The organism is Corynebacterium sp. ES2715-CONJ3, assembly GCF_024814365.1.
Classification (GTDB): domain Bacteria; phylum Actinomycetota; class Actinomycetes; order Mycobacteriales; family Mycobacteriaceae; genus Corynebacterium.
Genome location: NZ_JANUXS010000001.1, coordinates 417,468 through 442,778 on the forward strand (window position 1 = coordinate 417,468; position 25,311 = coordinate 442,778).

General features: G+C 53.0%; 22 protein-coding genes. 15 read left to right on the top strand and 7 right to left on the bottom strand.

The genetic code is table 11. The features are described from left to right. Positions 1-44 precede the first annotated feature (44 nt). From NXT00_RS01915 to NXT00_RS01935, 5 genes are read left to right on the top strand one after another with little or no spacing between them, the layout of a single operon-like run. Entirely contained in the window at positions 45-2,819 is a 2,775-nt protein-coding gene (locus tag NXT00_RS01915) for an RNA helicase (protein WP_259157802.1), read from the top strand. A 37-nt stretch (positions 2,820-2,856) separates the two neighbouring features. Further along, positions 2,857-3,981 carry a Xaa-Pro peptidase family protein gene (locus NXT00_RS01920; protein ID WP_259157803.1) on the top strand — a complete coding sequence of 375 codons (1,125 nt, stop codon included), beginning with the start codon at positions 2,857-2,859 and terminating at the stop codon, positions 3,979-3,981. 36 nt (positions 3,982-4,017) lie between these two features. Continuing rightward, positions 4,018-5,307, top strand: coding sequence for a precorrin-6y C5,15-methyltransferase (decarboxylating) subunit CbiE (cbiE, locus tag NXT00_RS01925; protein ID WP_259076950.1), 1,290 nt, complete (start codon positions 4,018-4,020; stop codon positions 5,305-5,307). A gap of 5 nt (positions 5,308-5,312) precedes the next feature. Beyond that, a complete protein-coding gene (gene cobM / locus NXT00_RS01930; protein WP_259076952.1) occupies positions 5,313-6,086 on the top strand; it encodes a precorrin-4 C(11)-methyltransferase in 774 nt (257 codons plus the stop codon). Further along, on the top strand, positions 6,074-6,814 hold the full coding sequence (locus NXT00_RS01935) for a cobalt-precorrin-6A reductase (RefSeq protein ID WP_259076962.1): 741 nt from the start codon (positions 6,074-6,076) through the stop codon (positions 6,812-6,814). Before cobM ends, NXT00_RS01935 begins: the two co-directional genes overlap by 13 nt. Before the next feature lies 1 nt (position 6,815). Here NXT00_RS01935 and NXT00_RS01940 read toward each other — a convergent pair whose 3' ends face one another. The 4 genes from NXT00_RS01940 to NXT00_RS01955 form a co-directional block, all read right to left on the bottom strand. Further along, positions 6,816-7,130, bottom strand: a complete 315-nt coding sequence (locus NXT00_RS01940) for a hypothetical protein (RefSeq protein WP_259076964.1) — start codon at positions 7,128-7,130, stop codon at positions 6,816-6,818. Between the two features lie 71 nt (positions 7,131-7,201). Further along, positions 7,202-8,695, bottom strand: coding sequence for a precorrin-3B C(17)-methyltransferase (gene cobJ, locus NXT00_RS01945; RefSeq protein ID WP_259076966.1), 1,494 nt, complete (start codon positions 8,693-8,695; stop codon positions 7,202-7,204). Between the two features lie 3 nt (positions 8,696-8,698). Next, complete coding sequence (locus NXT00_RS01950; protein WP_259076968.1) at positions 8,699-9,346, bottom strand: precorrin-8X methylmutase; 648 nt, start codon at positions 9,344-9,346, stop codon at positions 8,699-8,701. Further along, positions 9,343-10,527, bottom strand: coding sequence for a precorrin-3B synthase (locus NXT00_RS01955; RefSeq protein ID WP_259076970.1), 1,185 nt, complete (start codon positions 10,525-10,527; stop codon positions 9,343-9,345). Before NXT00_RS01955 ends, NXT00_RS01950 begins: the two co-directional genes overlap by 4 nt. 248 nt (positions 10,528-10,775) lie before the next feature. On the opposite strand from NXT00_RS01955, the gene cobN reads away from it, so the two are divergent. The 4 genes from cobN to NXT00_RS01975 all read left to right on the top strand — a co-directional run bounded on the left by cobN (position 10,776) and on the right by NXT00_RS01975 (position 17,360). After that, on the top strand, positions 10,776-14,402 hold the full coding sequence (cobN, locus tag NXT00_RS01960) for a cobaltochelatase subunit CobN (protein WP_259157804.1): 3,627 nt from the start codon (positions 10,776-10,778) through the stop codon (positions 14,400-14,402). 69 nt (positions 14,403-14,471) lie between these two features. Continuing rightward, positions 14,472-15,014 (top strand): FxsA family protein, encoded by a 543-nt coding sequence (locus NXT00_RS01965; RefSeq protein WP_259076974.1) that lies wholly within the window; start codon positions 14,472-14,474, stop codon positions 15,012-15,014. 17 nt (positions 15,015-15,031) lie between these two features. Beyond that, positions 15,032-16,501 (top strand): apolipoprotein N-acyltransferase, encoded by a 1,470-nt coding sequence (lnt, locus tag NXT00_RS01970; protein WP_259157862.1) that lies wholly within the window; start codon positions 15,032-15,034, stop codon positions 16,499-16,501. 64 nt (positions 16,502-16,565) lie between these two features. Continuing rightward, entirely contained in the window at positions 16,566-17,360 is a 795-nt protein-coding gene (locus tag NXT00_RS01975) for a polyprenol monophosphomannose synthase (protein ID WP_396124695.1), read from the top strand. A gap of 46 nt (positions 17,361-17,406) precedes the next feature. Here NXT00_RS01975 and NXT00_RS01980 read toward each other — a convergent pair whose 3' ends face one another. Further along, positions 17,407-17,811 (bottom strand): RNA polymerase-binding protein RbpA, encoded by a 405-nt coding sequence (locus NXT00_RS01980; protein WP_259076976.1) that lies wholly within the window; start codon positions 17,809-17,811, stop codon positions 17,407-17,409. A 182-nt stretch (positions 17,812-17,993) separates the two neighbouring features. On the opposite strand from NXT00_RS01980, the gene NXT00_RS01985 reads away from it, so the two are divergent. The 3 genes from NXT00_RS01985 to NXT00_RS01995 are packed head-to-tail and all read left to right on the top strand — an operon-like array spanning position 17,994 to position 19,229. Continuing rightward, complete coding sequence (locus NXT00_RS01985) at positions 17,994-18,326, top strand: hypothetical protein (RefSeq protein WP_259157806.1); 333 nt, start codon at positions 17,994-17,996, stop codon at positions 18,324-18,326. A 4-nt stretch (positions 18,327-18,330) separates the two neighbouring features. After that, positions 18,331-19,050, top strand: a complete 720-nt coding sequence (locus NXT00_RS01990; protein ID WP_259076980.1) for a YceI family protein — start codon at positions 18,331-18,333, stop codon at positions 19,048-19,050. Further along, complete coding sequence (locus NXT00_RS01995; RefSeq protein ID WP_259157809.1) at positions 19,047-19,229, top strand: hypothetical protein; 183 nt, start codon at positions 19,047-19,049, stop codon at positions 19,227-19,229. The genes NXT00_RS01990 and NXT00_RS01995 overlap by 4 nt, the downstream gene beginning before the upstream one ends. 131 nt (positions 19,230-19,360) lie before the next feature. On the opposite strand, the gene NXT00_RS02000 is transcribed toward NXT00_RS01995, so the two are convergent. After that, a complete protein-coding gene (locus NXT00_RS02000) occupies positions 19,361-20,587 on the bottom strand; it encodes a cyclopropane-fatty-acyl-phospholipid synthase family protein (RefSeq protein ID WP_259157864.1) in 1,227 nt (408 codons plus the stop codon). A gap of 403 nt (positions 20,588-20,990) precedes the next feature. On the opposite strand from NXT00_RS02000, the gene NXT00_RS02005 reads away from it, so the two are divergent. The 3 genes from NXT00_RS02005 (at position 20,991) to NXT00_RS02015 (ending at position 24,821) form a co-directional block, all read left to right on the top strand. Then, complete coding sequence (locus tag NXT00_RS02005) at positions 20,991-22,394, top strand: NAD(P)/FAD-dependent oxidoreductase (RefSeq protein WP_259076983.1); 1,404 nt, start codon at positions 20,991-20,993, stop codon at positions 22,392-22,394. Positions 22,395-22,517: 123 nt separating this feature from the next. After that, a complete protein-coding gene (locus NXT00_RS02010) occupies positions 22,518-23,567 on the top strand; it encodes a magnesium and cobalt transport protein CorA (protein ID WP_259076985.1) in 1,050 nt (349 codons plus the stop codon). A gap of 45 nt (positions 23,568-23,612) precedes the next feature. Continuing rightward, complete coding sequence (locus NXT00_RS02015) at positions 23,613-24,821, top strand: trans-acting enoyl reductase family protein (protein ID WP_259157812.1); 1,209 nt, start codon at positions 23,613-23,615, stop codon at positions 24,819-24,821. On the opposite strand, the gene NXT00_RS02020 is transcribed toward NXT00_RS02015, so the two are convergent. Then, complete coding sequence (locus NXT00_RS02020) at positions 24,818-25,297, bottom strand: PaaI family thioesterase (RefSeq protein WP_259157813.1); 480 nt, start codon at positions 25,295-25,297, stop codon at positions 24,818-24,820. The two genes, NXT00_RS02015 and NXT00_RS02020, sit on opposite strands and share 4 nt — an antisense overlap. Between the last annotated feature and the right edge of the window lie 14 nt (positions 25,298-25,311).

Here is a 25,311-nt window from a genome sequence, read left to right on the forward strand (position 1 = left end):
CCTATATTCTTGGTGCATCCTTTTAGCTTAGGTAGCCTTGAGCCATGAGCTTTGGTTCCCATCTCGACGTTTTTCGTCAATCACTATCCCATCCACTTGATGACTTCCAGATCGCTGGTTGTCAGGCTATCGAGAACGGACACGGAGTTCTCGTTTGCGCCCCAACTGGAGCGGGCAAAACTATCGTGGGTGAATTCGCCGTATCACTGGCCTTATCGCAGGGTACAAAGTGCTTCTATACCACACCAATCAAGGCCTTGAGTAACCAAAAATATTACGACCTCGTAGGCGCTCACGGATCCGATAACGTCGGACTTCTCACTGGTGATACCTCAATCAATCGAGATGCAGATATCCTCGTGATGACCACCGAGGTACTTCGCAATATGATTTACGCGCAGTCGGATACCCTCGATCGACTCAGTCATGTTGTCATGGACGAAATCCATTTCCTTGCGGATAGATCACGCGGTGCCGTATGGGAGGAGGTCATTCTCGGTCTGGCGGACACAGTCAAGATCATTGGGCTCTCAGCGACCGTGAGTAACTACGAAGAATTTGGAGAATGGCTACAAACTGTCCGCGGAGATACCGAAGTTATCATCAGCGAGGATCGCCCTGTACCGCTGGATCAGTGGATGCTCGTTGGCCGCAAAATTTTCCCGCTGTTCGAACCCAACGAGGTAGGCACTGTCAACCGGCGACTCGAATCCTATATCGAACGCATCAGCGGTGACGATCGGCCTCACGGGCATTCTGACTTTTTCGCTCAGAAGTCTTTCCGAGCCCGATCAGGTGGAGGATCAGGTCGCACATCAATTGACAGACCTCAGGCAAAACGCACCGATCGCCATCGTCCCCTAGGGCGACCTGAGGTTATTCAAATTCTCAGCAACCACGAGATGCTACCCGCGATCGTCTTCATCTTCTCACGAGCCGGTTGTGATGGCGCTTTAGCACAGTGCTTAGGCTCGAAGATTGTGCTTACGTCCCAGGAAGAATCTGAGAAGATTGCTGAAATTGTTGCTCACGGCGTCAAGGATATTCCAGAAGAGGATCTAAAGATTCTCGAATTCCGAAAGTGGAAGGCTGCACTCACGCGAGGGTTTGCTGCTCACCATGCGGGCATGCTTCCGGCTTTTCGCCATATCGTGGAGAAACTTTTTACTCGTGGACTAGTTAAAGCTGTATTCGCCACCGAAACTCTAGCGTTGGGTATTAATATGCCAGCACGCTCGGTTGTTTTGGAGAAATTAGTTAAATACGATGGTGAAGGCCACGTTGATCTCAGCCCTGGCCAATTCACCCAACTGACTGGGCGTGCGGGCCGGCGGGGGATTGACACCCTAGGTAATGCAGTTGTGATGTGGGCGCCCGCGATGGATCCGCAGCACGTTTCTACCCTAGCATCTACGCGTACCTATCCACTTATCTCAACTTTCGCTCCTGGCTATAATATGAGCGTCAATCTGCTGAAAACTATCGGTTTTTCGCCCGCTCACCGCCTTCTGGAAAAATCCTTTGCACAGTTTCAAGCTGATGGCAGTGTTGTCGAAGAGATCCGTGATATTGAGCGAGCGGAGAATCGGGTAGAGGATCTTGAAAGAAAACTACAAAGGGCCATTGCTACCGCCGATATCGCCAGCGAAGATCCCTTAGCTGATATACTTGAGTACTTTGATCTTCGCAGTTCATTATCTCGAGCCGAGAAAGCCCAGAAGAAACGGTCTCTCGAAGAGCGTGCCATCGAGGTCACCGCAGTGCTTTCCCGACTACAACTAGGGGATGTTATTGCACTGCCCGGAAGAAAAAAACCTATTCTTGCTGTAGTTGTACAGCCAGCCCATAACCGCCACGATCCGCGACCAAAGATCATTATGGAATCGGGGTGGGCAGGTCGCGTCGATAGTGCGGCCTTTCCGATCGCCCCCCAACGCATCGGTCATATGCGTTTACCGCGCCCCGTTATTGCGCGTCCGGAAAAAAATTCACGGCTTGCCAAGGAGCTCTTTGCCAAGAATTCCTATCCGAGACCAAAAAGGATGCGCCCGGATATGCGCCATCGCCCTAGCACAGAGATATTAAAACTACGTGCGGAGTTGCGCAGTCACCCAGCCCACTACTGGCCCCATATTGATGATCTCAATCCACTCGGACAGCAGCTGACTCGCGCCCGTCTCGAGCTTAAAAAGAGGCGAAATCAGGTCGACCAAGCCACCGAAACCTTGGGCAAGCAGTTTGATCGCATCCTTGGTCTGCTGGCCGAAATGGACTACGTGGAGTTTGACGAGTCAGGCACGCCCGCAATCACCGAAGAAGGTGAGCGTTTGGCGCTCATTCACAGCGAGTCCGACCTTCTCATTGCCCAGTGTCTGCGTCGTGGTATCTGGGATGGACTTGATCCAGCCGAATTAGCCGGCGTTGTGAGCATGTGTTCCTTTGAAAATCGTCGTGAAGCGCGAGGGGAGGCCCAAGGGGCTACCGACGCCATGGTCGTGGCCATGAATAATACAATGCGGATATGGGAGCAATTATCTTTTGATGAACGCCGACACCGTTTGACACAGACCAAGATGCCCGAACCTGGTTTCGCTCTTGCACTCCACCAGTGGACGGCTGGAGCTCCATTGGGCTATTGCCTAGCTGCCGCCCACGAGTCGGGTGCGGAATTGACACCGGGAGATTTTGTACGGCAGGCACGCCAAGTGGTGGATCTGCTAGAACAAATGAATAAAACCTCGTATAACGAAGATACTATTCATACGGCTAAGCAGGCTGTTGCAGCAATCCGCCGAGGTGTCGTCGCCCTGGGAGCTTAGGGTCTCCGCTTTTGATGTCGTGATTTACAATAAGGGTATGAATCCGCATTTTCCCGCCCACCTATATGCCTCTCGGATTACTAGAGCTCAAAGCCTGATACGTGCCAATAGTTTGGATGCAGTCATCGTTGCTCCTGGAGCGCAGCTAGCGTATCTGTGTTCGTCATGGATGAGCACCCATGAAAGATTCTGTGCTCTCGTTATCCCAGCGCACGGCGAGCCCCAGTTCTACTATCCCGCGGTTGACCGAGCAGAGATTGAGACATCGGTGATCCAAGATCTCCCGGTGCGTCTAGTGCCGTGGGAAGACGGGCATAATCCCCATCAGATGGTGGTGGACTACTTTGGCCGTCAACCCATCCGGTTGGGAATAAGTGATGACCTTAAAGCCAGCCATCTCCTGCGTCTGCAACAGTTGAGTGCGCCTCAATCCGAATGGGTATCGGCCACTGTGATCCTCAAAGAACTCTTCATTGCTAAAGATGAAGCCGAGATTGCGCAGGTGCGCAGTGCAGGTCAAGCGATCGATCGAGTTCATGCCAAAATCCCGGAATTGCTCAGACCAGGGCGCACCGAACGAGAGGTAGCAACTGATATCAATGCTCTGATCCTCGAAGAACACAGCGCTGTAGATTTCATCATCGTTGGCTCCATGGCCAATGGTGCTAACCCTCACCATAACTACTCAGACCGGAAGTTATGTGCGGGTGACGTTGTGGTTGTTGATATCGGAGGCACCTTTGGGGTGGGGTACCACTCTGATTGCACCCGAACATATATTGTCGGGGGAAACCTCGATCATCTCGACCCACTCATGCACGAACTTTACGAGGTCCTCTACCTCGCTCAAGATGCTGCGGTTGCGGCAGTAAAACCCGGAGCTAAAGCACAAGAGATTGATGCAGTTGCACGAACTGCTATTAGCTCACGGGGTTTCGGGGAGTATTTCATTCACCGTACTGGTCACGGAATTGGTCTATCGACCCACGAGGAGCCGTATATCATGGCAGGTAACGATCTCATTTTGGAGCCGGGTATGACATTTTCCGTGGAGCCAGGCATCTATATTCCAGGACGCTTCGGAGCGCGCATCGAAGATATTGTGCTAGTGACAGACAAAGGATGTGAAAGACTTAATAATCAGCCGCGCACGCTGCGCTAGCGAATTTCTCTGCCTGAGACAGTTAGAATTGCTTATATGACCCAATCTCAAAGTGGCTTGTACCAAAAGCTTGACAGCTCAGCCCGCGGCGGAGCGCATATAAGCGTGGTGGGAATGAGTGCCCGCGGCATCGTTGACCTCAACGAAGAGGCATTGGCTGCGCTGGCTTCAAGCGACCTGGTGCTGGGATCGTGGCGCCAGCTAAACCTGCTAGGAGAGGAGATCTCCGCCGAGCGCCGTCCGTGGCCATCTCCTCTCGTGCCTGCGCTCAAGGACATATTTGACACCATCGGTGAGCGAAAAGTCGCGGTTTTAGCCAGTGGTGACCCTATGTTTCACGGGATTGGAACAACCCTCAAGAGGATTTTTCCAGATATGCCGTTGACTATCTACCCCTATATGTCTTCAGCATCATTAGCGTGTGCGCGGTTGGGATGGGCACTCGACACGACGCCGGTCCATTCGGTGGTTTCACAGCCCATTGAATCACTCACTATTCCCATTGAAGAAGGGCGCCCATTCCTCGTGCTGGGTCGGGACGAAACGACCCCTAGGCTACTGTGCGCCTTATTAAGAGACCTCGATCAGCCGGATGCGCAGGTGGAGATTCTTAACGACCTCGGGGGAGCCGATGAATCACATGCTGTGGGGACTGCCAGCAATCCTCCGGCGGTCGTTAGTGCACTAAATATTATTGCCGTCACTCCCTCTCGGTGCGGTCTTCCGCTTACTCCAGGACTGCCGGATGACACGTATATTAGTGATGGGCAACTCAGTAAGGCCCATATCAGAGCGCTCAGTGTGGCGGCTCTAGCCCCACGGGCCGGCGATATCATATGGGATATTGGTGGGGGATCAGGCAGTGTTGTCATTGAATGCTTGCGATCAACTTCAACCGCGCGTGGTGTGTGCTTCGAGGATCGCTCGGATCGTCGTGAGCGCATCGACTTCAACGCCCGCAAACTCGGCGTTTCGCACCGTTTGACAATCGCGGGTACCGCTCCTGAGAGTGTCATCAGTGAAAAAACGCGCCCTCATCGTGTATTTATAGGAGGTGGGCTGACCCACCCCGGAGTTTTTGATAGTGCGTGGGAGAAGTTACTACCTGGAGGACGTCTCGTAGCCAATGCTGTGACAATTGAAAGCGAAGCTCTCGTTGTCAACCTACGCCGCCAGTATGGTGGCTCTCTTACTCGGGTCAATATTTCCACCGAGCAGCACATCGGTGAATTCACCGCGTTCAAACCGAGCTATCCCATTGTACAGTGGGTTATCGACAAAGCCCATAGAAGCTTTAGCTCCACAGATAAATTAGAAAGCGATTAATTTCCATGACTGTTTATTTCATCGGCGCAGGTCCAGGGGCGTCAGATCTTCTCACTGTGCGTGCCGATCGTCTCATTAGGCAGGCGGATCTCTGTCTATATGCAGGATCAATAATTCCGCAGGAGGTGTTGGATTCAGCTCCTGAACACGCCGAACTCATCAATACCGCCCGTATGCCCCTAGACACAATCGTGGAAATCATCGCTCAGGCGCATGCGCAACACAAAAAGATTGTGCGCCTGCAATCCGGGGATCCCAGCATATACTCTGCTCTCGCTGAACAAGTACGACGTTTAACAGCACGGGGTATCGACTATGAGATCGTGCCTGGTGTTCCAGCTTTCGCGGCAGCAGCGGCATCTTTAGGGCATGAACTGACAGTTCCCACCGTCGGACAATCGGTTATTCTCACTCGGGTATCGGGGCGCGCCTCAGCGATGCCGGAGGGGGAAGATCTCGCAACCTTATCTCAAGCCCGGACCACTTTATGTATACACCTAGCTGCCCACGATATTAACCGTGTGGTTACTGAGCTCCTGCCGTTTTATGGGGCCCAGTGTCCCGTAGCAGTGGTAGCATTCGCGTCTAGGGAGAATGAAAAAATTCTGCGGGGTACCTTAGGAGATATCGCTGCGCAGATTTTAGAGGCTGGAATTACCCGTACGGCCATTATTGTTGTCGGAAAAGTTCTAGGCGCCAGTGGTTTTCCTGATTCTTTCCTCTATTCAGATGATCGGCCCCGTGACGAGGAAGGGCGGACACTTCCATGCGTGCTCTAATCCTCGGGGGAACCAAAGAATCACGCGATGTAGCGCAACGCCTCAATGATATGGGCTGGTACACCACAACATCGCTAGCCGGTAGGGTCTCTAATCCAGCCTTACCCGTCGGGGAGGTACGAATTGGAGGTTTTGGGGGCCCAGCCGGTTTAACTCAATGGATCCTCAGCCATGGCATAGAGGTGATGATCGATGCTACCCACCCGTTTGCGGAGCGAATCTCGCTTTCGGCGGCCGAGGCTGCCCGGGCTACGGGCATTCCACTGGTTGCCTTGCATCGACCATTGTGGACTCCAGGAGACCGTGATCAATGGATACGTGTGCCAGATTTTGCCAGCGCTGCTGCGCAAGCCGCCCAGAATTTTCACCACATTTTCCTCACGATTGGCCGCCAGAATCTTCATTATTTCGCCCACGATGTGCACAATATATATGTGATTCGGACGGTTGAGCCGCCGAGGCCGCCACTTCCACACAGATATCGCCTCATCCACTCACGTGGGCCTTTTAAGGTAGCCGACGAAAAGAAGATTATGCGTGATAATCAGATTGACTGCTTGATCACCAAGAATTCTGGTGGCTCCATGACTACCGCTAAATTGCAGGCCGCTAGAGAACTTGGCATCAAGGTGTTGATGATCGAGCGACCAGCTCTGCCGGCCATTGCACATCAGTGCTCATCGACAGAAGAGGTGATCGCCCTATTAGAGGATGCTCGGTTTGCCTAGTTTAGACCTTAAAAAGATTGTAGAATAAGGCGCGCGCCGGGCCTATTAATAGGGCAGCAATCTGCAAGCTGCTTATCACTATGATGAGGGTTTGCACCCAGCCCTGTTGGCGATCAAACCAGTAGGTGGCGGATGAGCCCGTGTTAGTTTCTGGGTTCGAGCTGTTGGAGTCGATGCTACCGACATCCTTATTAAAATCTTCAGCGGTGATAGAGCTGGTACTAGGCGCCGCCTCAACCGCGCTCATGCCAGCACATATAACAGTGCTGGCGGTGACCAGCGCAATCATGGAGCGTTTGAAGGAATATAAATTCATTGGGCCCTTCTTCATCGTGGACTGCATCGCAATATTATTGCGCAGCTCGATCATTGAGTCGCGCTACGAAACTAAGTATAATATCGCGAAGTATACACGCGTGTTACACATCCTGCCGCCTTGTAGGTGGTGGTCGTCGATGCCCCAATAATGAGCATGGTTCGCATATCCACTATGTCGGGATCGAAATCGGCAACGGTAGTGACTGTGATTTTCTCACTCTCGCTGCCCACCGCGCGGGCCACGATAATAGGTATGTCGGGTGATCGATACTCTGCAACGATCCTCTTTAACGTGTGGACCTGCTCACGCCGCTGCTTAGAAGCCGGATTGTAAACTGCGAAGGCCATATCTGCCTGCAGCAAGGCTCGCACCCGCTTTTCCACAATTGCAAAAGGCTTGAGACGATCAGACAGGGAGATCATGCCAAAATCGTGGCCCAACGGTGCCCCTACCCGAGAAGCTACTGCTTGGGCTGCGGTCATCCCTGGAATTATGCGTACTGGAACCCCTACCCATTGGGGATCGCTTGCCACCTCCAGAACAGCTGCAGCCATGGCAAAAACCCCCGGATCGCCAGAAGATACCACGGCAACGCGGCGTCCGCGGAGGGCTAAGTCGAGCGCCATAGCAGCGCGCTCCGCTTCAACCTTGTTATCGCTGTGGTGCTTGCGCTGTCCAGCCCGATCGGGAACCCTATTGACATAGGTAGAATATCCCACAATATCGGTTGCTGCCTTGAGCTCGGCACTGGCCTCAGGGCTAAGCCATTGCGCACCAGCGGGCCCTAGGCCTACAACAACTACTTCACCAGTCTGGATATGTGGTTCATCGTGCGGGAGCTCAGCTTTCTTTGAAGGAACAACCACGACAGCGAAATAGGGGACAGGTTCCTCTCCCACAGCATTAAGTGGGTAGGAGCGTTGGCCCTCCATCCCCACGCGCTCGACGATATAAGCTCTATCTGCCATACCAGCTTCGTGTAGCGCGCGCTGCACTTTGTCGAAAGTACGACCCAGTTTCATAATCACTGCACAGTCGGTATTACGCAGTTTCTCGACTAAAACCGACTCATCAAGGGTGCCGGAAAGGATACTCAGCACCTCGTCATCTTGACATAAAGGTTTGGCGAGGACATCGGCTGCCGCTGTCAGAGAGGGGATGCCGGGAATGACAACGGAATGAAATTCCTCAGCTAAAACTCCGTGCAGATGCTGGTAGGAGGAGTAAAGCATGGGATCACCAAGGGCAAGCACCGCAACAGTCTTACCGTCACTCAGGCGGGTGCGCAATTGTGCAATAGCCTCACTATAGAATTCAGCCATGGCCCCGGCATAACCTCCAGGATGGTCGGTGGCGCCAGTGGTGACAGGGTATTCCAACAGGAGCAACTCTTGGCCCTGATTTAGATAGGGCTCAGCGATGGCCCGCGCCGCAGAGCTGCCGCCCGGACGAGCATGAAACGCAACAGTATCAGCATTCTTAATCGCGGATACCGCTTTGATAGTGAGCAATTCAGGGTCGCCTGGACCTACACCGACGCCGATGAGCGTGCCGTGATTCATAATTTAAAGAATCTCCTTATAGGTGGCTAGAGCGTTGATAGCTGCGCAAGTGATGGCGGATCCGCCGCGACGCCCGTGCACGGTAATAAAATCAGTGCCTAGTTCACGAGCCTTTTCACTGAGTGCCAGTTTTGATTCAGCAGCACCGATAAATCCCACGGGGATACCTAAAATAACCGCTGGTCGAGGACGGTGTGGGTCGGCCTCGAGCCAGTTAAGCAGGTGAAAGAGAGCGGTGGGTGCATTTCCGATAGCTACAATTGAGCCGGCAAGTTCGGGCTCCCACAGTTCCACGGCAGCGGCGGTACGGGTGGTATTTAGTCGACGTGCAAGATCCCTAGTGCGTTCGTCGTGGAGAAAGCACAAAGCTTTATTATCTCTAGGCAACCTGGCCCGTGTGATGCCAGCGTGCACCATGGTGACGTCGGTGATAATTGGGCGCCCCTGGAAGAATGCTTCTCGGGCGGAGGTAACTGCATCGGGGGAGAATTCGATATCTCGAGCGAGGTCAGTCTCGCCAGCAGCATGAATCATGCGCACTGCTATTTGTGATTGCTCGGTGGTGAAGGTCGAGAGATCTGATTCCTCTCGAATCATGGCGAATGATTGCCTGTAAATCTCATCGCCATCAGTGATATAGCTAAAACTCATCGATTATATACCTCGTATTCGCCGTCACCTACTGCCACATAGTCGGTGTATGTGGTCAGTGGGTGCCCACAGCGACGTTCGCAGCCGGAAAAATGGACAGGTGTGTCTAAATCGTAGCCTCTTTCTATAAACTCACTAGCATCGCTGCGCGTGACAGAGTGGGATTTTTGACACCCCGGTAAACCTGTACAGGCACTAACCTTCAGCCAGGGAGAGTTCGCATCAAGGATGAGGCCTAGGGGCGCGAGTACCTTAACAATTGCTTCGGCGTCACCTTCGGTGAGATCATGGACAACCAGCGAAGCCCACGGCGTAATGGAAGTATCAACTTCGATGACTCCGAGAACCTGAAGAGCCTGCTGTGGGATCACCCCGAATGGCAGTCCAACTCCTAGGCTAACGGTGCCGTCTTCATTGTCGAGCCATCCGACTGGTCGCATATGGTGTTCGGGCTCTGGTCTTATGATATCTCTGAGATCTTCATAGCTTAATGCAGTGTTCTGGGACCATAACTCCATGATCTCACGAGTTAGGCTCGCCGATTCGGCTACTCGCCACAGCTTGCCCCGATGCGATTGCCAGTATCGAGCGGCATCGAGCAGAGAGTCAATCATAGTGCGCTGATCGGGAGCGCAATAGGGCGTGGGTTCACCCGCGAGAATGAGCCTATAGCTGCCATCGGATCGATGCTGCGCTCCGAAATCTACACGTTGACCGAGAATATCGCCGCGCCCAGAGTCGATTCCGAATAGAATCCGTCCGGGTAAGGCGGCTACGTCACTATCGGCCAGTATGGCAGCATCCAAGGTTCGGCTATCAGCTTGAGCTTTAGCTGAAAGGGGGGAGGCTAGGATATTGCGCATGCGGTCGTGAGCTATCGAGGGCACGAGACCACACTCGATGGCTCGCGAACTAAAAGCCGTGTGGTCGTTCACACCACGAATTTGCAGATTGGAGCGGGTTGTGATGTGCGCTTCACCGTCGCCGAGCTCAAGTGCCAATTTGGCGATAACGGACCATGTCTTCGCTGTGATCCGTCCTCCGGGAAATCGCAACCGACCTATATAGCCATCAGAAGCTGGGAATAGTTTGAGAGCACCAGGACATTTATCTCCGACAGACCTGCTGAATGGGGTATCTGACGGGACTGCATCAATGGAGCGAAGGTGAGATCTGGTCATAGCGGCGATTCTACTAATATTCTCAACCTTTTAATAACTTAGGAATCCCTTAATAGCGTGCTAAGGTGCACCAATATCCTCGCTGCGGTGGATATATCCGGGCCGCGCGAACAAGCGTTTAGGCCCAAGACACCAATCTACGAGGAATCTCAGTATACACTTACTCTATTACGGCAATGATTACCAAGAAGGTCTCTCATCGCCTCAGCAATTTATCCATATGAACCCGGAAGGATCATTTTTTCTCGATGATCACACTGCTCTCGACCTCCGATACCGACCTGCTCTCCGCACGAGCAGCCAGCGAACACCCTGATGTTCGTTACCACTACGCGAACCCCAATTATCTCAACTCTGACAGCCTCAGTGAACTCATCGGAACAACCGATATCTTTGTGGTTCGGCTTCTTGGTGGCAAGAGAGCGTGGGAATGGGGGATCGATGCACTGCTTGCTTCACCAAAACCCGTGGTCATAGTCTCGGGGGAGCTGGCGGTCGATGCCGAGCTCACCGATCTTTCCACCCCTCCGGCTGGTGTGGTCACTACGGCCCATACCTATCTAGCGGAAGGTGGATTCGATAACCTTCATAATCTCCATAACTTCCTCTCCGACACGCTCCTTCTCACCGGTTTAGGTTTCCAGCCTCCACGACGAATGCCACTGTGGGGTTACCTCGAACAAACAGACTCCTTGGATACGCCATGGAACCAGGGTGCACCTAGCCCTCGTATCGGCATTGTGTATTACCGCGCTCAGCACCTGGCAGGGAATACCCACTATATCCATGCCCTCGCGGACGCTATAGCCGCCCGTGGTGCCACCGCTATTCCTATTTATGCGGCCTCATTACGCCAGGCACCAGAAGATCTCTTAGCTGAACTCGCCACCTTCGACGTACTCATCACTACTGTTCTTGCCGCTGGTGGTACGAAACCTGCAACGGCTCAGGCCGGAGGTGACGATGAGGCGTGGGATGTCGCCCAACTGGCTGCCCTCGATATCCCCATCATCCAAGGTCTCGCCTTGACGAGCCCTCGCCGAGAGTGGGAAGAATCTGATGAAGGTCTGTCCCCACTGGATGTGGCGACCCAGATCGCAGTTCCTGAGTTTGACGGACGCCTTATTACCGTGCCTTTTTCCTTTAAAGAATATGATCAGGCGGGACTGATCACCTATATCCCGGATCCCGAGCGTTGCGAACGACTCGCAGGCATTGCCTACCGGCACGCCGTGCTATCGACAATTCCGCCCGCCGAAAAGAAACTCGTTCTCATGTTTTCGGCCTACCCCACCAAGCACGCACGCATTGGTAATGCCGTGGGTCTTGATACTCCGCAGTCAGTCTTGCGTGTCATCAGGGCCCTAGTAAAAGCAGGCTATGACCTCGGAGATCCAGCCCTGATTCCAGGCTATAGCGAAGATGGCAACCTAGACGGCGACGCACTCATGCACGCTGTGATCGATGCTGGTGGACATGATCCAGAATGGCTCACACCCGAGGTCATGGCCAATAACCCGTTGAAATTATCGGGAGATACCTACCGGGAATTTTTCTCGACGCTTCCTAAAGAGATGCAAGAGGAAATGATCGAGCACTGGGGACCAGCCCCTGGAACCCATTATGTCAATCCAGAAACAGACGAGATTTATATAGCAGGTTTAATCTTCGGCAATGTTGTTATCATGGTCCAGCCTCCGCGCGGCTTCGGAGAGAATCCTGTGGGAATCTATCACGACCCTGACCTTCCAGCGAACCACCATTATCTAGGCGTTTACTACTGGCTGCGTGAGGTTTTTGGTGCCGACGCCATCGTGCATATGGGTAAACACGGGAATATGGAATGGCTGCCAGGAAAAAACGCTGGGCTATCGGCACAATGCTATACCGATCAGGCCATCGGGGAGCTACCGCTAATCTATCCATTCCTCGTTAACGATCCAGGGGAGGGCACACAGGCCAAACGGCGTGCTCACGCCACTTTGGTTGACCATATGATTCCTCCGATGGCCCGCGCGGAATCCTATGGCGATATCACTCGTTTGGAGCAGCTACTTGACGAACACGCCAATATTGCAGCGATGGATCCCGCAAAGTTACCAGCGATTCGCCAGGAAATTTGGACTCTACTGCAGGCTGCCAAAATGGACCGTGATCTAGGTTGGGATGAACGCCCCGACGAAGACGCCTTCGACGATAAAATCATGGAAATCGATGGTTGGCTATGCGAGATCAAAGATGTGTCCATCCGCGGAGGGCTCCATATCCTTAGCGAAGAAGTTACTGGTGACGTGCGCGTTGAGCTGGTTTTAGCCATGCTTCGTGCCCGCCAGCTGTGGGGCGGGGAATCCGCGGTTCCTGGTCTACGAGAAGCCTTAGGACTCGCAGAGACTGGAGAAGAAAGCCGCACTCGAGTTGACGAGGTGGAGGCAATTGCGCACCGGTTACTCTCCAGCCTTGAAGCACAGCATTGGCGCAGTGGGGAAGTAGATCATCTTCTTGCTTCGGCTGATTACCTCCCGGACGATCTTGACCGCCGTGGCCTGCGTGACCTTCTTGTATTCGCATGCGAAGAACTCATTCCTCGGCTTGCTGCAACCTCTCGCGAGGTGGAACAAATCCTACGCGCTCTGGATGGCAAATTTATTGAAGCCGGCCCCTCTGGTTCTCCGCTCCGCGGACTTGTTAATGTGCTTCCCACGGGCCGCAACTTCTATTCTGTAGATCCCAAATCCCTGCCCTCACGATTGGCTTGGGAAACAGGGCAGCTGCTCGCTGATTCCCTGGTTGAGCGGTATTTAAAGGAACACGGAACCTACCCGAAGTCTGTCGGCCTGTCGGTTTGGGGTACCTCCGCTATGCGCACCTCTGGAGACGATATTGCGGAGGTATTCGCACTACTTGGTGTGCGACCCGTATGGGACGACGCCTCGCGACGCGTCGTGGATCTCGAAGTCATCCCTCTCGAGGAATTGGGGCGACCCCGCATTGACACTACGGTGCGCATCTCGGGCTTTTTCAGAGATGCCTTCCCCCATGTATTAGCGCTCATCGACGATGCTGTAAACATGGTGGCACAGTTGGATGAGAGCCCCGAGGAGAATTATGTGCGCGCTCATATCAGCGAGGATGCGGAAGGCACAGATCGTCCTATACGCCGAATATTTGGTTCCAAGCCTGGCACCTATGGGGCCGGACTGTTGGAGCTTATTGAATCTGGGAATTGGCGCGACGATCAAGACCTCGCGGAGGTCTACACCGCATGGGGTGGCTATGCATATGGCCGCGGCGTCAATGGCGTCGAGGCTAGCGATGATATGCGCCGGGCGTACCGCCGCATTCAAGTAGCGGCAAAAAATGTTGATTCCCGGGAGCATGACATAGCCGATTCTGACGATTACTTCCAGTTCCATGGCGGTATGATCGCGACGGTCAGAGCTCTGACAGGTGCTGATCCTGAAGCTTATATTGGTGATTCCACCCGCCAAGAAACAGTAAAAACCAGAACCCTGCACGAGGAGTCGCGGCGCGTTTTCCGTGCTCGCGTAGTCAATCCCCGCTGGCTCGAAGCAATGCGTAACCACGGCTATAAAGGTGCTTTTGAGATGTCAGCGACCGTGGACTACCTCTTCGGCTATGATGCCACCACAGGTCTTATGGAGGATTGGATGTATGAAACTCTCACGGACACATATGTAAAGGACCCAAAGAATCGGGAATTTTTCCAGGAATCGAATCCGTGGGCGCTGCGTGATATTGCCGAACGGCTTCTCGAGGCAGCCGAACGGAAGCTGTGGGAGGAACCTAGCCCCGAAGCACTCGATACTCTGCGTACTACCTTCCTAGAGATGGAGGGAGAACTCGAAGATCGCTAATATCGCGTCATGAGCGCGCCGCCTGAAAGCCCTTCGGCGGCGCGCGCGTTATTGCGCTAGTATTTTGCTATGCCATATTTTCTCGTTGTGCCCTATTTCGTGTGCGAGGCGCTGGCCTTTTGGCTGGTATCCAAATGGCTGGGAGTGGGCGTAGCCCTTTTACTGCTATTTGCATTCTTCTTTGCAGGGCTATTATTAGCCGCAATTGAGATGCGCCGAGTTGCTCGTAGTGCCTCCCTAGGAAGCAGTGCTGGACAGGCGGTTGGAGATCTAGGTCTGCTTGCTGCGGGCGCAGTGGGTGTTGCTCTGCCCGGTTTTGTCACCACACTGATAGGACTTATTCTCATCATCGCCCCTACCCGGGCCGTCGTGCGCCGTCTTTTGGCTAAAAAACTACGAGCCAAGATCGCGGATCTAGGGGTACGCAGTTTCGAAATGACCCAGGGCTACCGCTCTCCGCACAGCTACGGCCACTTTGGGCCGGGGGCACAATCCCGTGCCTCAGGGAGCTCAGTGACCCCAACGGCCGAAACAATCGACGAGGAAGAGCTCAGCACGTGGTCGAAAAATCTTAATCCTGAAGATTTTGACGACCCCAAAAAGTCCTCATGAGGCATAAACCTTTGGTAATTTTTCTCGGCCGGATAGCGCTGAGCGCTTTTGGGGGCCTGCTAGTTTATAGCGGTTATCAACCCCTGGGGTGGTGGAAGGCGGCAATCGTCGGGGTGATTGTGCTCGTGCTATCGCTGAGCCCCTATAACGGTCGTGCTGTGAGTATGCGCAGTGGCTCTGTGATCGCTTTCGCCCACAGTCTCGTGGTCTACCTCCTGATGCTGCCGTGGATTGGTGAGTTTGTCGGAGCCTTCCCATATATAGCGCTAGCAATCTTTTTGGCACTGTATTCTCTTCTCTTAGGAGCAGGTGGAGCAGTTATACTCGCCCATCGATACGGTTATATCGGTTTCGCTTTTTACTATGTCACCATCGAGTTCCTGCGTTCCTCATGGCCCTATGGTGGCTTCGCGTGGGTCCGCCTAGCATGGACGCAGATTGATGGTCCGTTGGCATCCCTGGCATTTCTCGGGGGGCCTGCGCTGGTGAGTGCCATGATTTGTCTGCTCGCCACAACGCTGGCCCGCTGGAGAATGGATCTAGGCCACGGGCTGGTGCTCAGCCTTGTCGTGATTTTAAGCGCCACCGCCATCATGATGCCCCGAGGTGAAAGCACTGAGACGGTCACAGTCGCAGCAGTGCAAGGCAATGTGCCACGGCTGGGCCTCGATTTCAATGCCCAGCGGCGTGCAGTATTAGGCAATCACGTGGCAGAGACTGCACGGATCTCTGAACCTGTTGACTTCGCAGTGTGGCCAGAAAATTCTTCCGATGTCAACCCCTTCGAGGATGGGGATGCTCGGCGTTTGATCGATCAAGCGGTATCGCAGCTCAATGCGCCAATCCTAGTGGGCACAATTACTCGAGATGAGGCGGGGGCACACAATACAATGCAGGTTTTCGATCCAATTTCAGGACCAGGGGAGTACCACCACAAGAAATTTCTCCAGCCGTTTGGGGAATATATGCCCATGCGTGATTTTTTCCGTACTTTCTCCTCTATGGTGGATCTAGCCGGCAATTTCCAACCTGGACACGGAGATGGCACGGTAGCGATACGTGCAATGCAACTGGGACGCAACGTACGCGTTGGTATCAGCACCTGCTATGAAGTTGCCTTTGACCAAGCGGGGCGGGATGCCGTCAGAGCTGGAGCAGAAATTCTGTCCACTCCGACAAATAATGCCACATTCGAATTCAGCGATATGACCTATCAGCAGTTAGCAATGAGCCGGATGCGCGCGATCGAATTGGATCGAGCTGTTATTGTCGCGGCTACTTCTGGGGTATCAGCGATTGTGACACCCGATGGAAGTATCCAGTCTCGAACAGGAATTTTCGAGGCCAAGAATCTGACAGCTTCCGTGCCGCTGAAAGACAGTCTCAGCCCTGCGGCTCGTTTTGGCTCAGACATCGAGTGGGCCTTAGTCATGATGGGGCTTGTCGCTGTGGCGCTATCGATTGCATTAGTACGTCGGAAACTCTAGAGTCTTTTTCGCACCCACTTCCATAGAGCGACCGTGGGTATCTGACCTGTTAAAGGAGAATATCTTGAGCTCTCAGACTCTCGTCTTGATCCCAACCTACAACGAAGTGGGTAATCTTCCGCTCATCACCTCAAGGGTGCGTGCAAGTAACCCGGATGTTGATATTTTGATTATCGACGATAATTCTCCCGACGGTACCGGTGATTTGGCCGATGAACTAGCCAGCGGCGATGACCATATCTTCGTACTGCACCGCGAGGGCAAAGGCGGCCTACTCGGCGCCTATATCGCAGGGTTCCACTGGGGCCTTGAGCGCCACTACGACATTCTGGTGGAGATGGACGCCGATGGTTCCCATGCTCCAGAGCAATTGCACCGACTTCTTGACGAGATCGACCAAGGCGCTGACATGGTGATTGGTTCACGATACGTTTCTGGTGGGGAAGTAGTGAACTGGCCTCGCCATCGCTACCTCCTATCAAAGGGAGGCAATGTCTATATCTCTGTCGCTTTAGGGGCGGGCATCAAGGACATGACAGCTGGCTATCGGGCCTTTAGACGCGAGGTCTTAGAACAGGTGAATTTTGATGAGTTGTCCCGTGCGGGCTATATCTTCCAGGTGGATATGGCGTGGCGAGTGAATAATTTGGGTTTTGATATCCGCGAGGTTCCTATAACCTTCACTGAACGCGAAATCGGGGAATCGAAGTTGGATGGATCCTTTGTGAAGGATTCGCTGCTTGAGGTGAGCAAGTGGGGCTTGACTTATCGCAGCGAACAGGTTAAGGCGATCGCCAGAGAGAGTTATCATCTTATTGCTCACGAAGTTAAGAAGTGGCGTAAAGAACACTATATTTAATCGAAAAACCGCAGTGGACATATCCCACTGCGGTTTTCGCTATGCATTAGTGAACGTTTTCCTCTTCTGCGCGAGCGGCGGCTGCCTCTTCCTCCTGCTGCTTGAGAAGCCGAGCTGCGTTTCGACGCCGTCGGCGTAGCTGATCAATACGCTCTTCTAAGAGCTGGTCAAGCTCTTCGATTGAGCGCCGTTCCCGCAGCATATCCCAGTGAGTTCTCGGTGGTTTCGTTGGCTTAGCGGAGACTCCTTCACCCTCCATGAGATGACCGGTCTGGCCGTTCTTGCACTGCCAGGTCTCGGGGATTTCGGCGTCGTGAGCGAAGGGGACGTCATAGATGTCGCCTGTTTCGGTCTTATAACGGACCATCTGGCGAGGTGCTAGATCGTGGTCGCGGTCGGTTTCGTAGCTGACGGCACCCATTCGGGAACCACGGAGAACGCGGTCTGCCATAGTGCGAATCAGTCCTTTCCTTAAAAGTTCTTCCCCCGCTCAACAGCGGTAGGGGGATTGACGCGAGTACCTTTTACTCACGGATCATTGGATATAACGTTACACCACGGTGAAAAGTTCCGAGTTGAGGTCTGTGACGGTTGTGCTGGGGGTCTAGTGACCTGGTTGCTAGACTGGGAAGAATGGCAGGTAAACGAGCGCTGGCGTGTCAGTGGTGTGGAACCGAAATAGAAAAGCCGCTACGCGGAAGGCCACGCAAATACTGCAGTCAATCATGCCGCCAGCGCGCTTATGAGCAGCGGAACGCGGTTGTAGGAACGGACATTTCCTCCGAGGCTGTTATCATAACTCCTGACAGGGCTCATCAGCTTCAGGATTCGCTCTTCGAGCTGAGGTGCGCTGCTGAGGATATTCAAACTGCTGTTGCCGAGGGAGCGCATCCCGATGAAGTGGCTGCATTGTGCGCAGAATTAGTTGGGATCTCCAAAAGTATTGAGCAGTTGAGATTAAGGTAGGGTAATGAATCTAAAAGCGCGGATAGCAATTTTTGTGACGGTGACTGCGGTTGTACTCTTAGGTCTCTTCGCCCTAGCATCGGCGGTCATTCCTGTGCTATTGGGCCCCGGTATTAAGACGGGCAGCATAGACACGGCCGCTACCAAACCGGCCACCACCGATTTAGACGGCTATTGGACTGTAGTATACGGACGTTCTCCTCATATATCCTCAGTGGGATTTACATTTGGAGAGTTGCTGCCGTCGGACCGACGGACTACGTCTGGATCGACCCGAGGCGTACGAGGGGATATCAAGATCGCCGGTGGAACCATTCAGTCAGGTCGCATTGAAGTTGATATGACATCTATTTCATCTGATAGGGAACGCCGAGATATTAATGTACGTCGAAAAATCTTCGATACCGATATCTATCCCACAGCTAATTTTAGGCTTACTCAGCCGGTAGATATCAGCTCTCTTCCCAGCAACGGTGCCGCGGGGGTAGTAAACATCACCGGTGAACTTACTATCAAGGACACTACACAGGAGATCACCAGTGAGTTTTTGGCCGTGCGCGATGGTGATCGAATTTCTATGAGTAGTACAATTGATATCAACCGCATCGACTATGGTGTGAAAACTCCTGACTTTGTGGCGGCAAAGATTGACGAGGAAGGCGAATTAAATATTCTACTGACCTTCGAGAAGATAAAACCTGAACCGGAAGACTCTGCATCGTGAATGATCCACGGATGCAAGCGATGCTATGGCTGCGTCTAGTCGTGGTTGTGGCCTTTACCGCATATGTACTCATCCAGGGAAGCTATATCGCCGGTGGCATTGGCTTAGTCCTGGTGGTGATGATTAGTATCCAACTATACAGAATCCGAAAAACCATGAGAGACAGTCTTAGCAAGTAGAGATGCGAGCACACAAATAATGCCCGCTATTGTGTCACTGTGACATAATAGCGGGCATTACTTCATCTTGGCCTAAACCATAAAATTGTCCGATAATGTACATTATGTCATTTAGCTGACTTCCCCAAGGATCACCGACGCCTCGAACCGCGCCGTGTCGTCAACACCAGCTGGGCGGCATCTAAGGCACCATAGCGCATCAAGGCTTCCCGCAAGGCCAGCTGGAAAATCCACAAGCGCCGATACGTAATATCAAAACCATCCGCGGCCGCTTCTCGTAACTTGCCTTCAAAGATCTCGCGTTGCATTTTCAAGCCTTCGACATAATGACTACCACTATGTGTTTGCGATATGATTCTGCAGTGTGTGTGAGTGTCCACCAGACGGTGAATGTCCTCGGTCCTTAAATAATCCAAGGCTGGTGACACATAAGCCCTCAAAACTGCGAGGCTCTCCTCACTAGCCTTGGATCGCCTTTCAGTGGCGACCACAGTCTGCATCGCTATATAACCACCAGGGGCAATAACATCGTCTATGAACTTCATATATGCTTTTTTCGCACCCCCTCCCATATGCTCCAACTTCTCCACTGAAACAATCGCATCATAATTGCGAGACCACGTCTTGGGTGAAGGAAATAAACCGTCGATATGCTCCACTCTCACCGCTTGACTCAGTTCCGCTAAATCTTCACAATTGAGTATCCGGCGGATATAGCGCACGTATTCCATGTCGCTGCTGACAATGTCCACCGTGGCCTTTACATGTGCCGCAGCGAGTGCCATCGCTGGCCCCGAGGCCGGAAAATCTAAAATATGTGTACCAGTGCCCACGTGGGCAGACCGAAGAAGTTCATGGAGAGCTCGCCACTGAGCATCCGCTAAATCAGCACGCTCTACATGTGCAGGCGGCGACACCTCGGTAAGGTCAACGAAATGTGCTGCTGACTCTCGGCCGCGTCGAGCGCCAGGCGCGTAGCTTTTCACATTGATACGCTGTGTCGTTGGCACTCCCGAGGAAAATAGTGTGCCGTGAGGGCTCATCCCATCCCCGGAAAAATGCTTGTAGAGAGCTGCTGGAATCTCCGCTCCGTCGTATATGCCACCCACAATCTGCCGAAAATGGCGCGGGCGATACTCAATCTCAATAAGTTTTTGCAGCACTGCTGGGAGGTCTGGCGCACTCCACTCGCCCGCCATAAACCCCTCGGCAAAACCCAACCAACCAGCATGAGCAATCCGATAAAAGAGCTCTTCACGCGCAACAACGATATCCGGCCGATCCCCCGTCAGAGCGATTTCCGCCTTCTGACAGGCTGCGGCAAATTCGGCTTCGCTGCGCCTAGCTCGAGCGGCCATTAGTCGCCCTGATGGAATGTGGGCAATACCAGGCCACGCCTCGGCGTCAATGTATTCGAGGTGCGCCGCAAAATCGCGGTGCACAGAGCTAAATATCGCGATGACGCATCCCTCCGCTTCTCGAGTGCACAGTTTTTTCTATTTTATAGCGCAATACGGGTGTACCCAGGCGCGGCACACGGAACAGTCACTGGGTAAAATTCCTGGATTTGGAATTCGCGGAAAATTCACGAAGACGAAAATCGAATTAGTTTTCAAATAGGAAATTGAGTGTGGCAGCGACTAACATGTTAAAAATCACACCACGCTGTCAGTGTGGTGCGAAAACACTAGTGTCAAACAACTAAGAATACATCCTTTATTTTCATCTTGATGAAAACCGATGTATGAGGAGAAAATTTTCATGCCTGAAACTCCATTCCGCCCCGAGGGTGGACGCCACCACGTCGTCGTCATCGGCTCCGGATTCGGTGGACTATTCGCTGTGAACAACCTGAAGAATGCGGATGTGGATATCACCTTGATCGACCGCACGAATCACCATCTTTTCCAGCCATTGCTCTACCAAGTGGCTACGGGCATTCTCTCGTCAGGTGAGATTGCACCAGCGACGCGCCAGATTCTCAACGAACAGGAGAACGTTAATATTCTCAAGGGCGAGGTGACCGATATCGACCTGCAAACCAAGACGGTTCGCACCGAACTTGGCGGTTTCCATAAATTGGTCTCCTATGATTCTTTGATCGTGGCCGCAGGTGCAGGACAGTCTTATTTCGGCAATGATCACTTTGCAGAATTCGCCCCAGGTATGAAGACTCTCGACGATGCTCTCGAGCTCCGGGCCCGAATCATGGGCGCCTTCGAGCGCGCGGAACTATCAGAAGATCTCGAAGAGCGCGATCGTCTCCTAACTTTCGTCGTTGTGGGTGCCGGACCTACCGGTGTGGAATTGGCTGGCCAGATCGCAGAACTCGCACATCGTACTCTATCGGGGGCGTATAGTCGCTGCAATCCCGCCAACGCCCGCATCATCCTGCTCGATGGGGCACCGCAGGTTCTTCCCCCGTTTGGCAAACGTCTCGGCCGCAACGCCCAGCGTTCCTTGGAAAAAATTGGCGTAACAGTCAAACTCAATGCAATCGTCACCGATGTCACCAGCAGTGCAGTGACCTATAAAGATACCGTGAGCGGTGAAAGCTTCACCATTGACTCCTATTGCAAGATCTGGTCTGCCGGTGTCGCGGCTTCCCCACTGGGCAAGCTCATTGCCGATCAGGCTGGGGTTGAGGTAGATCGCGCAGGCCGCGTCCCGGTCAATTCCGATCTCACCGTGGCCGATGAGAAAAATGTCTTCGTCATTGGCGATATGATGAACTACAACGGATTGCCAGGAGTTGCCCAGGTTGCTATCCAAGGTGCAGAGTACGTAGCAGATCAAATTGCTGCTGAAGTAGAAGGTCGCTCCGCTGAGGAACGCCCTGAATTCGAATACTTCGACAAGGGCTCCATGGCTACAGTCTCGCGCTTTAATGCGGTTGTTAAGCTCGGCAAGGTTGAAATCACCGGATTTATCGGATGGATACTTTGGCTTGTGGTCCACCTCATGTTCATCGTGGGCTTCCGTAACCGGTTCATTTCAATGATCTCGTGGGGCCTTAATGCCATGTCGCGCAAGCGCTGGCACTTGGCTACGACAAGACAGCAAATGCACTCGCGCACTGCATTGCAGAAACTCATGTCCAACGTCGACGACTATACAGATGCCCCCATTGAGGTTCGAGATACCTCCCGCTTTGGTCGTTCCTAATACGAGTTAAACCAAAAAAAACGCTGGGACACACCACTCTCCCAGCGTTTTTTCGTGCATGCCGCTAGCGGTAGTCTATCCTGTGACAAGCGCTCCTCTTTTCTAGGTAGAAAGTTAAATTTAGTGCCCTCCCTTGCTCATGCCCACCCCGATTTTGCTGCGATCATCGATCATCTCTATATATACGAAGATGGAATCCTAAACGAGGAACTCACCGTCAGATCGCCAAAAGAATTGGCCGAGGTCATTTCGACCTGTGAAACGGGAGATAATCGCTTCCTCTGGTTGAGTTTGGTCGAGCCCTCCAATGCTCAAATGCAGGATATCGCTGAGCATATAGCCCTCCACGAACTCATTACCGAAGACGCCGTGACTGCGCATCAGCGCCCCAAGGTAGAGCGTTACGACGATCAGCTTTTTGTAGTCGTGCGCAGCGTTAAGTACACAGATTTCGATATCAACGAAGAATCCGTGGTGCGCACCCGCCAAGTTATCTCAACGGGCGAAGTTCAAATGGTAGTGGGGCCGCGATCCATAATCACCATTCGGCATAATACCCCGCTCCCTGATGTGGCCAAGCGCTTAGTTCACCAGGACACCACGAGCTACGGGCCCATGGCTATCGCGTGGGCCATGTCTGACTGTTTGGTCGACGATTATATGATGATTTCGCGTGAACTGACCAAAGACGTCGACGAGCTCGAGGAAGAAGTTTTCACTCCGCAGTCTGATTTCAGTATTGATCAAATTTATTTGCTTAAGCGCGAGATCTTAGAAATGCGTCATGCTATCGATCCCCTAGCCCCTGCATTGCGCAGCTTACTTGGCAATAATGCAGATCTCATTGATGACCAAATTCACTCTTATTTTCGCGATGTTCTGGACCACGAGATTGTAGCCAAAGACGAGATTGCGAGCTGCGATGAACGCCTCACGAACTTGATTACCGCCGCTGTCGCAAAAGTCACGTTGCAGCAAAATACGGATATGCGTTCCATTTCTGCATTTGTTGGGATGGCGGCGGTACCCACCCTTGTGGCCGGTATTTATGGTATGAACTTCGCCAATATGCCTGAGCTGGAGACTCAATACGGATATTTCATCGTCCTTGCGATCATGGTCTCGCTCGTGATAGCGATGTGGCTCGCATTCAAAAAATGGAATTGGCTTTAGCCCACTTCCATCATCAAGCTGGGCCGTCATCGCTAGGATAGAGTCATGGATGCCTCACGTGAATTCGATATCATTATTTTCGGTGCCAGTAGCTACGTCGGACAACTAGTAACCCAGTACCTTCATGCACACTCGGAGCAGCTCAGCATCGCGATAGCTGGTCGCAATCACCATAAGCTTGCAGGCCTCGTTAATCGTCTCGAGGAACCGACTCCTCCAATCATCATTGCAGATGCCCTTGATAGCGCAGATATGGATCTGCTCGCACAGCGCGCACGGGTCATCATCTCCACGGTGGGGCCTTATAGCCACTACGGCGAAGAGATCGTCAAGGCCTGCGCGCACAGAGGTACGGGGTATGTGGATCTAGCCGGAGAAGTTCCTTTTATTCGAAGCATGATCGATCGCTACCAAAAAGATGCAGTAAAATCCGGAGCGGTCCTCGTTTCTGCCTGTGGTTTCGATTCAGTTCCCAGTGATATGGGAGTTTACAGGCTAGCTCAAAAAGCAGCGGAACCGCTTCGAGAAGTGCGTATGATAGTGCGGAAGCTGTCGGGATCCCTATCCGGCGGAACGATAGCGTCGATGCAAGCAGTGAGTGCTGCCGCTCACGCAGATCGCCGGATTGCTTCATTGATCCACAATCCTTTCGCGCTCAATCCCGATCCGACGGCCGAGCGCGACCGTGCCCGCAGCATAGGTCTCCGACAACCAGACCTAGTTCGCGAGCAATACCAGAATCGGTACTTAGCTCCGTTCTTTATGGCGCCCTTTAATACTCGTGTCGTTCGACGCTCTCAAGCATTACTGGGCCATCGGTACGGACGTGATATGCGTTATACCGAAGCGCTCGATTGCGGGCATGGATTGAAAGGGCTGATTGTTCGTGACCTTATTACCGGTCTTCTTGGCGCCGGTTTCGCGCTCCTAAGCCGCCCACGCCTGCGTAAGTCTCTCTCTTTCGTCATCCCGCAACCTGGGCAGGGTGCTAGGGAAAAGAATCTTCGTAAAGGCGGATTTATCATTGAGTTCATTGGCACTACCGAATCCGACCGGCAGATCAGTGTCACCACTAGCGCACTCGGAGATCCTGGTTACTATGTCACCGCCATGATGCTTAGTGAGGCTGCGAAAACCCTTGCTTGCCAGTACCGAGATGAAGCACCTATCCGCGGAGGCTTTTTCACCCCAGCGACGGCTTTAGGAGATATCTACCTCGATAGGCTACGCAGGGGTGGGATGAGCTTCAACTAATCGTGGGGCTTGAGAACCATGGTGCGCAGCGTCGATCGCGCTACCAGAGTAGAGCGGTGGAAGATATCAACGTGTATAAGTTGAGTTGATACACCAGCGTGGATGATGCTGGCTTCCGCGCTGAGAACTCCGGTGCGAACCGGAGCGAGGAAGTCAGTATTGTTGTTTACCCCGGCGACCAGCTTTCCCGGCGCCTTGATGAGCCCCATAACCGATCCTACGGTCTCGGCGATGGCGCAGTATACTCCTCCGTTTACCAGCCCCATGGCCTGCAAATGGTCGTGGCTGATGGGCATCTCGGCACATACTTTATCGCGTTCTACCGTAGTAAAGCGTAAACCTAAACTGGTTGAATAGCCCCCGAGCAGCTCGTTAAGTTGAGCTAGTTCGCGCATATGCAAGCCCACCTCGGGAACCTCGGACAAGAGGTGAGTAAGTTCAGTGACGGTATCTGGATTTTCAGTAACTAAAGACATAGATCCAACCCTAC

Bases quoted from the DNA above. Each gene is read 5' to 3' on its own strand.
- NXT00_RS01915 (WP_259157802.1), top strand. From the start codon at position 45: ATGAGCTTTGGTTCCCATCTCGACGTTTTTCGTCAATCACTATCCCAT.
- NXT00_RS01920 (WP_259157803.1), top strand. From the start codon at position 2,857: ATGAATCCGCATTTTCCCGCCCACCTATATGCCTCTCGGATTACTAGA.
- cbiE (WP_259076950.1), top strand. From the start codon at position 4,018: ATGACCCAATCTCAAAGTGGCTTGTACCAAAAGCTTGACAGCTCAGCC.
- cobM (WP_259076952.1), top strand. From the start codon at position 5,313: ATGACTGTTTATTTCATCGGCGCAGGTCCAGGGGCGTCAGATCTTCTC.
- NXT00_RS01935 (WP_259076962.1), top strand. From the start codon at position 6,074: ATGCGTGCTCTAATCCTCGGGGGAACCAAAGAATCACGCGATGTAGCG.
- NXT00_RS01940 (WP_259076964.1), bottom strand. From the start codon at position 7,130: ATGAATTTATATTCCTTCAAACGCTCCATGATTGCGCTGGTCACCGCC.
- cobJ (WP_259076966.1), bottom strand. From the start codon at position 8,695: ATGAATCACGGCACGCTCATCGGCGTCGGTGTAGGTCCAGGCGACCCT.
- NXT00_RS01950 (WP_259076968.1), bottom strand. From the start codon at position 9,346: ATGAGTTTTAGCTATATCACTGATGGCGATGAGATTTACAGGCAATCA.
- NXT00_RS01955 (WP_259076970.1), bottom strand. From the start codon at position 10,527: ATGACCAGATCTCACCTTCGCTCCATTGATGCAGTCCCGTCAGATACC.
- cobN (WP_259157804.1), top strand. From the start codon at position 10,776: ATGATCACACTGCTCTCGACCTCCGATACCGACCTGCTCTCCGCACGA.
- NXT00_RS01965 (WP_259076974.1), top strand. From the start codon at position 14,472: ATGCCATATTTTCTCGTTGTGCCCTATTTCGTGTGCGAGGCGCTGGCC.
- NXT00_RS01980 (WP_259076976.1), bottom strand. From the start codon at position 17,811: ATGGCAGACCGCGTTCTCCGTGGTTCCCGAATGGGTGCCGTCAGCTAC.
- NXT00_RS01985 (WP_259157806.1), top strand. From the start codon at position 17,994: ATGGCAGGTAAACGAGCGCTGGCGTGTCAGTGGTGTGGAACCGAAATA.
- NXT00_RS01990 (WP_259076980.1), top strand. From the start codon at position 18,331: ATGAATCTAAAAGCGCGGATAGCAATTTTTGTGACGGTGACTGCGGTT.
- NXT00_RS02000 (WP_259157864.1), bottom strand. From the start codon at position 20,587: ATGGCCGCTCGAGCTAGGCGCAGCGAAGCCGAATTTGCCGCAGCCTGT.
- NXT00_RS02005 (WP_259076983.1), top strand. From the start codon at position 20,991: ATGCCTGAAACTCCATTCCGCCCCGAGGGTGGACGCCACCACGTCGTC.
- NXT00_RS02015 (WP_259157812.1), top strand. From the start codon at position 23,613: ATGGATGCCTCACGTGAATTCGATATCATTATTTTCGGTGCCAGTAGC.
- NXT00_RS02020 (WP_259157813.1), bottom strand. From the start codon at position 25,297: ATGTCTTTAGTTACTGAAAATCCAGATACCGTCACTGAACTTACTCAC.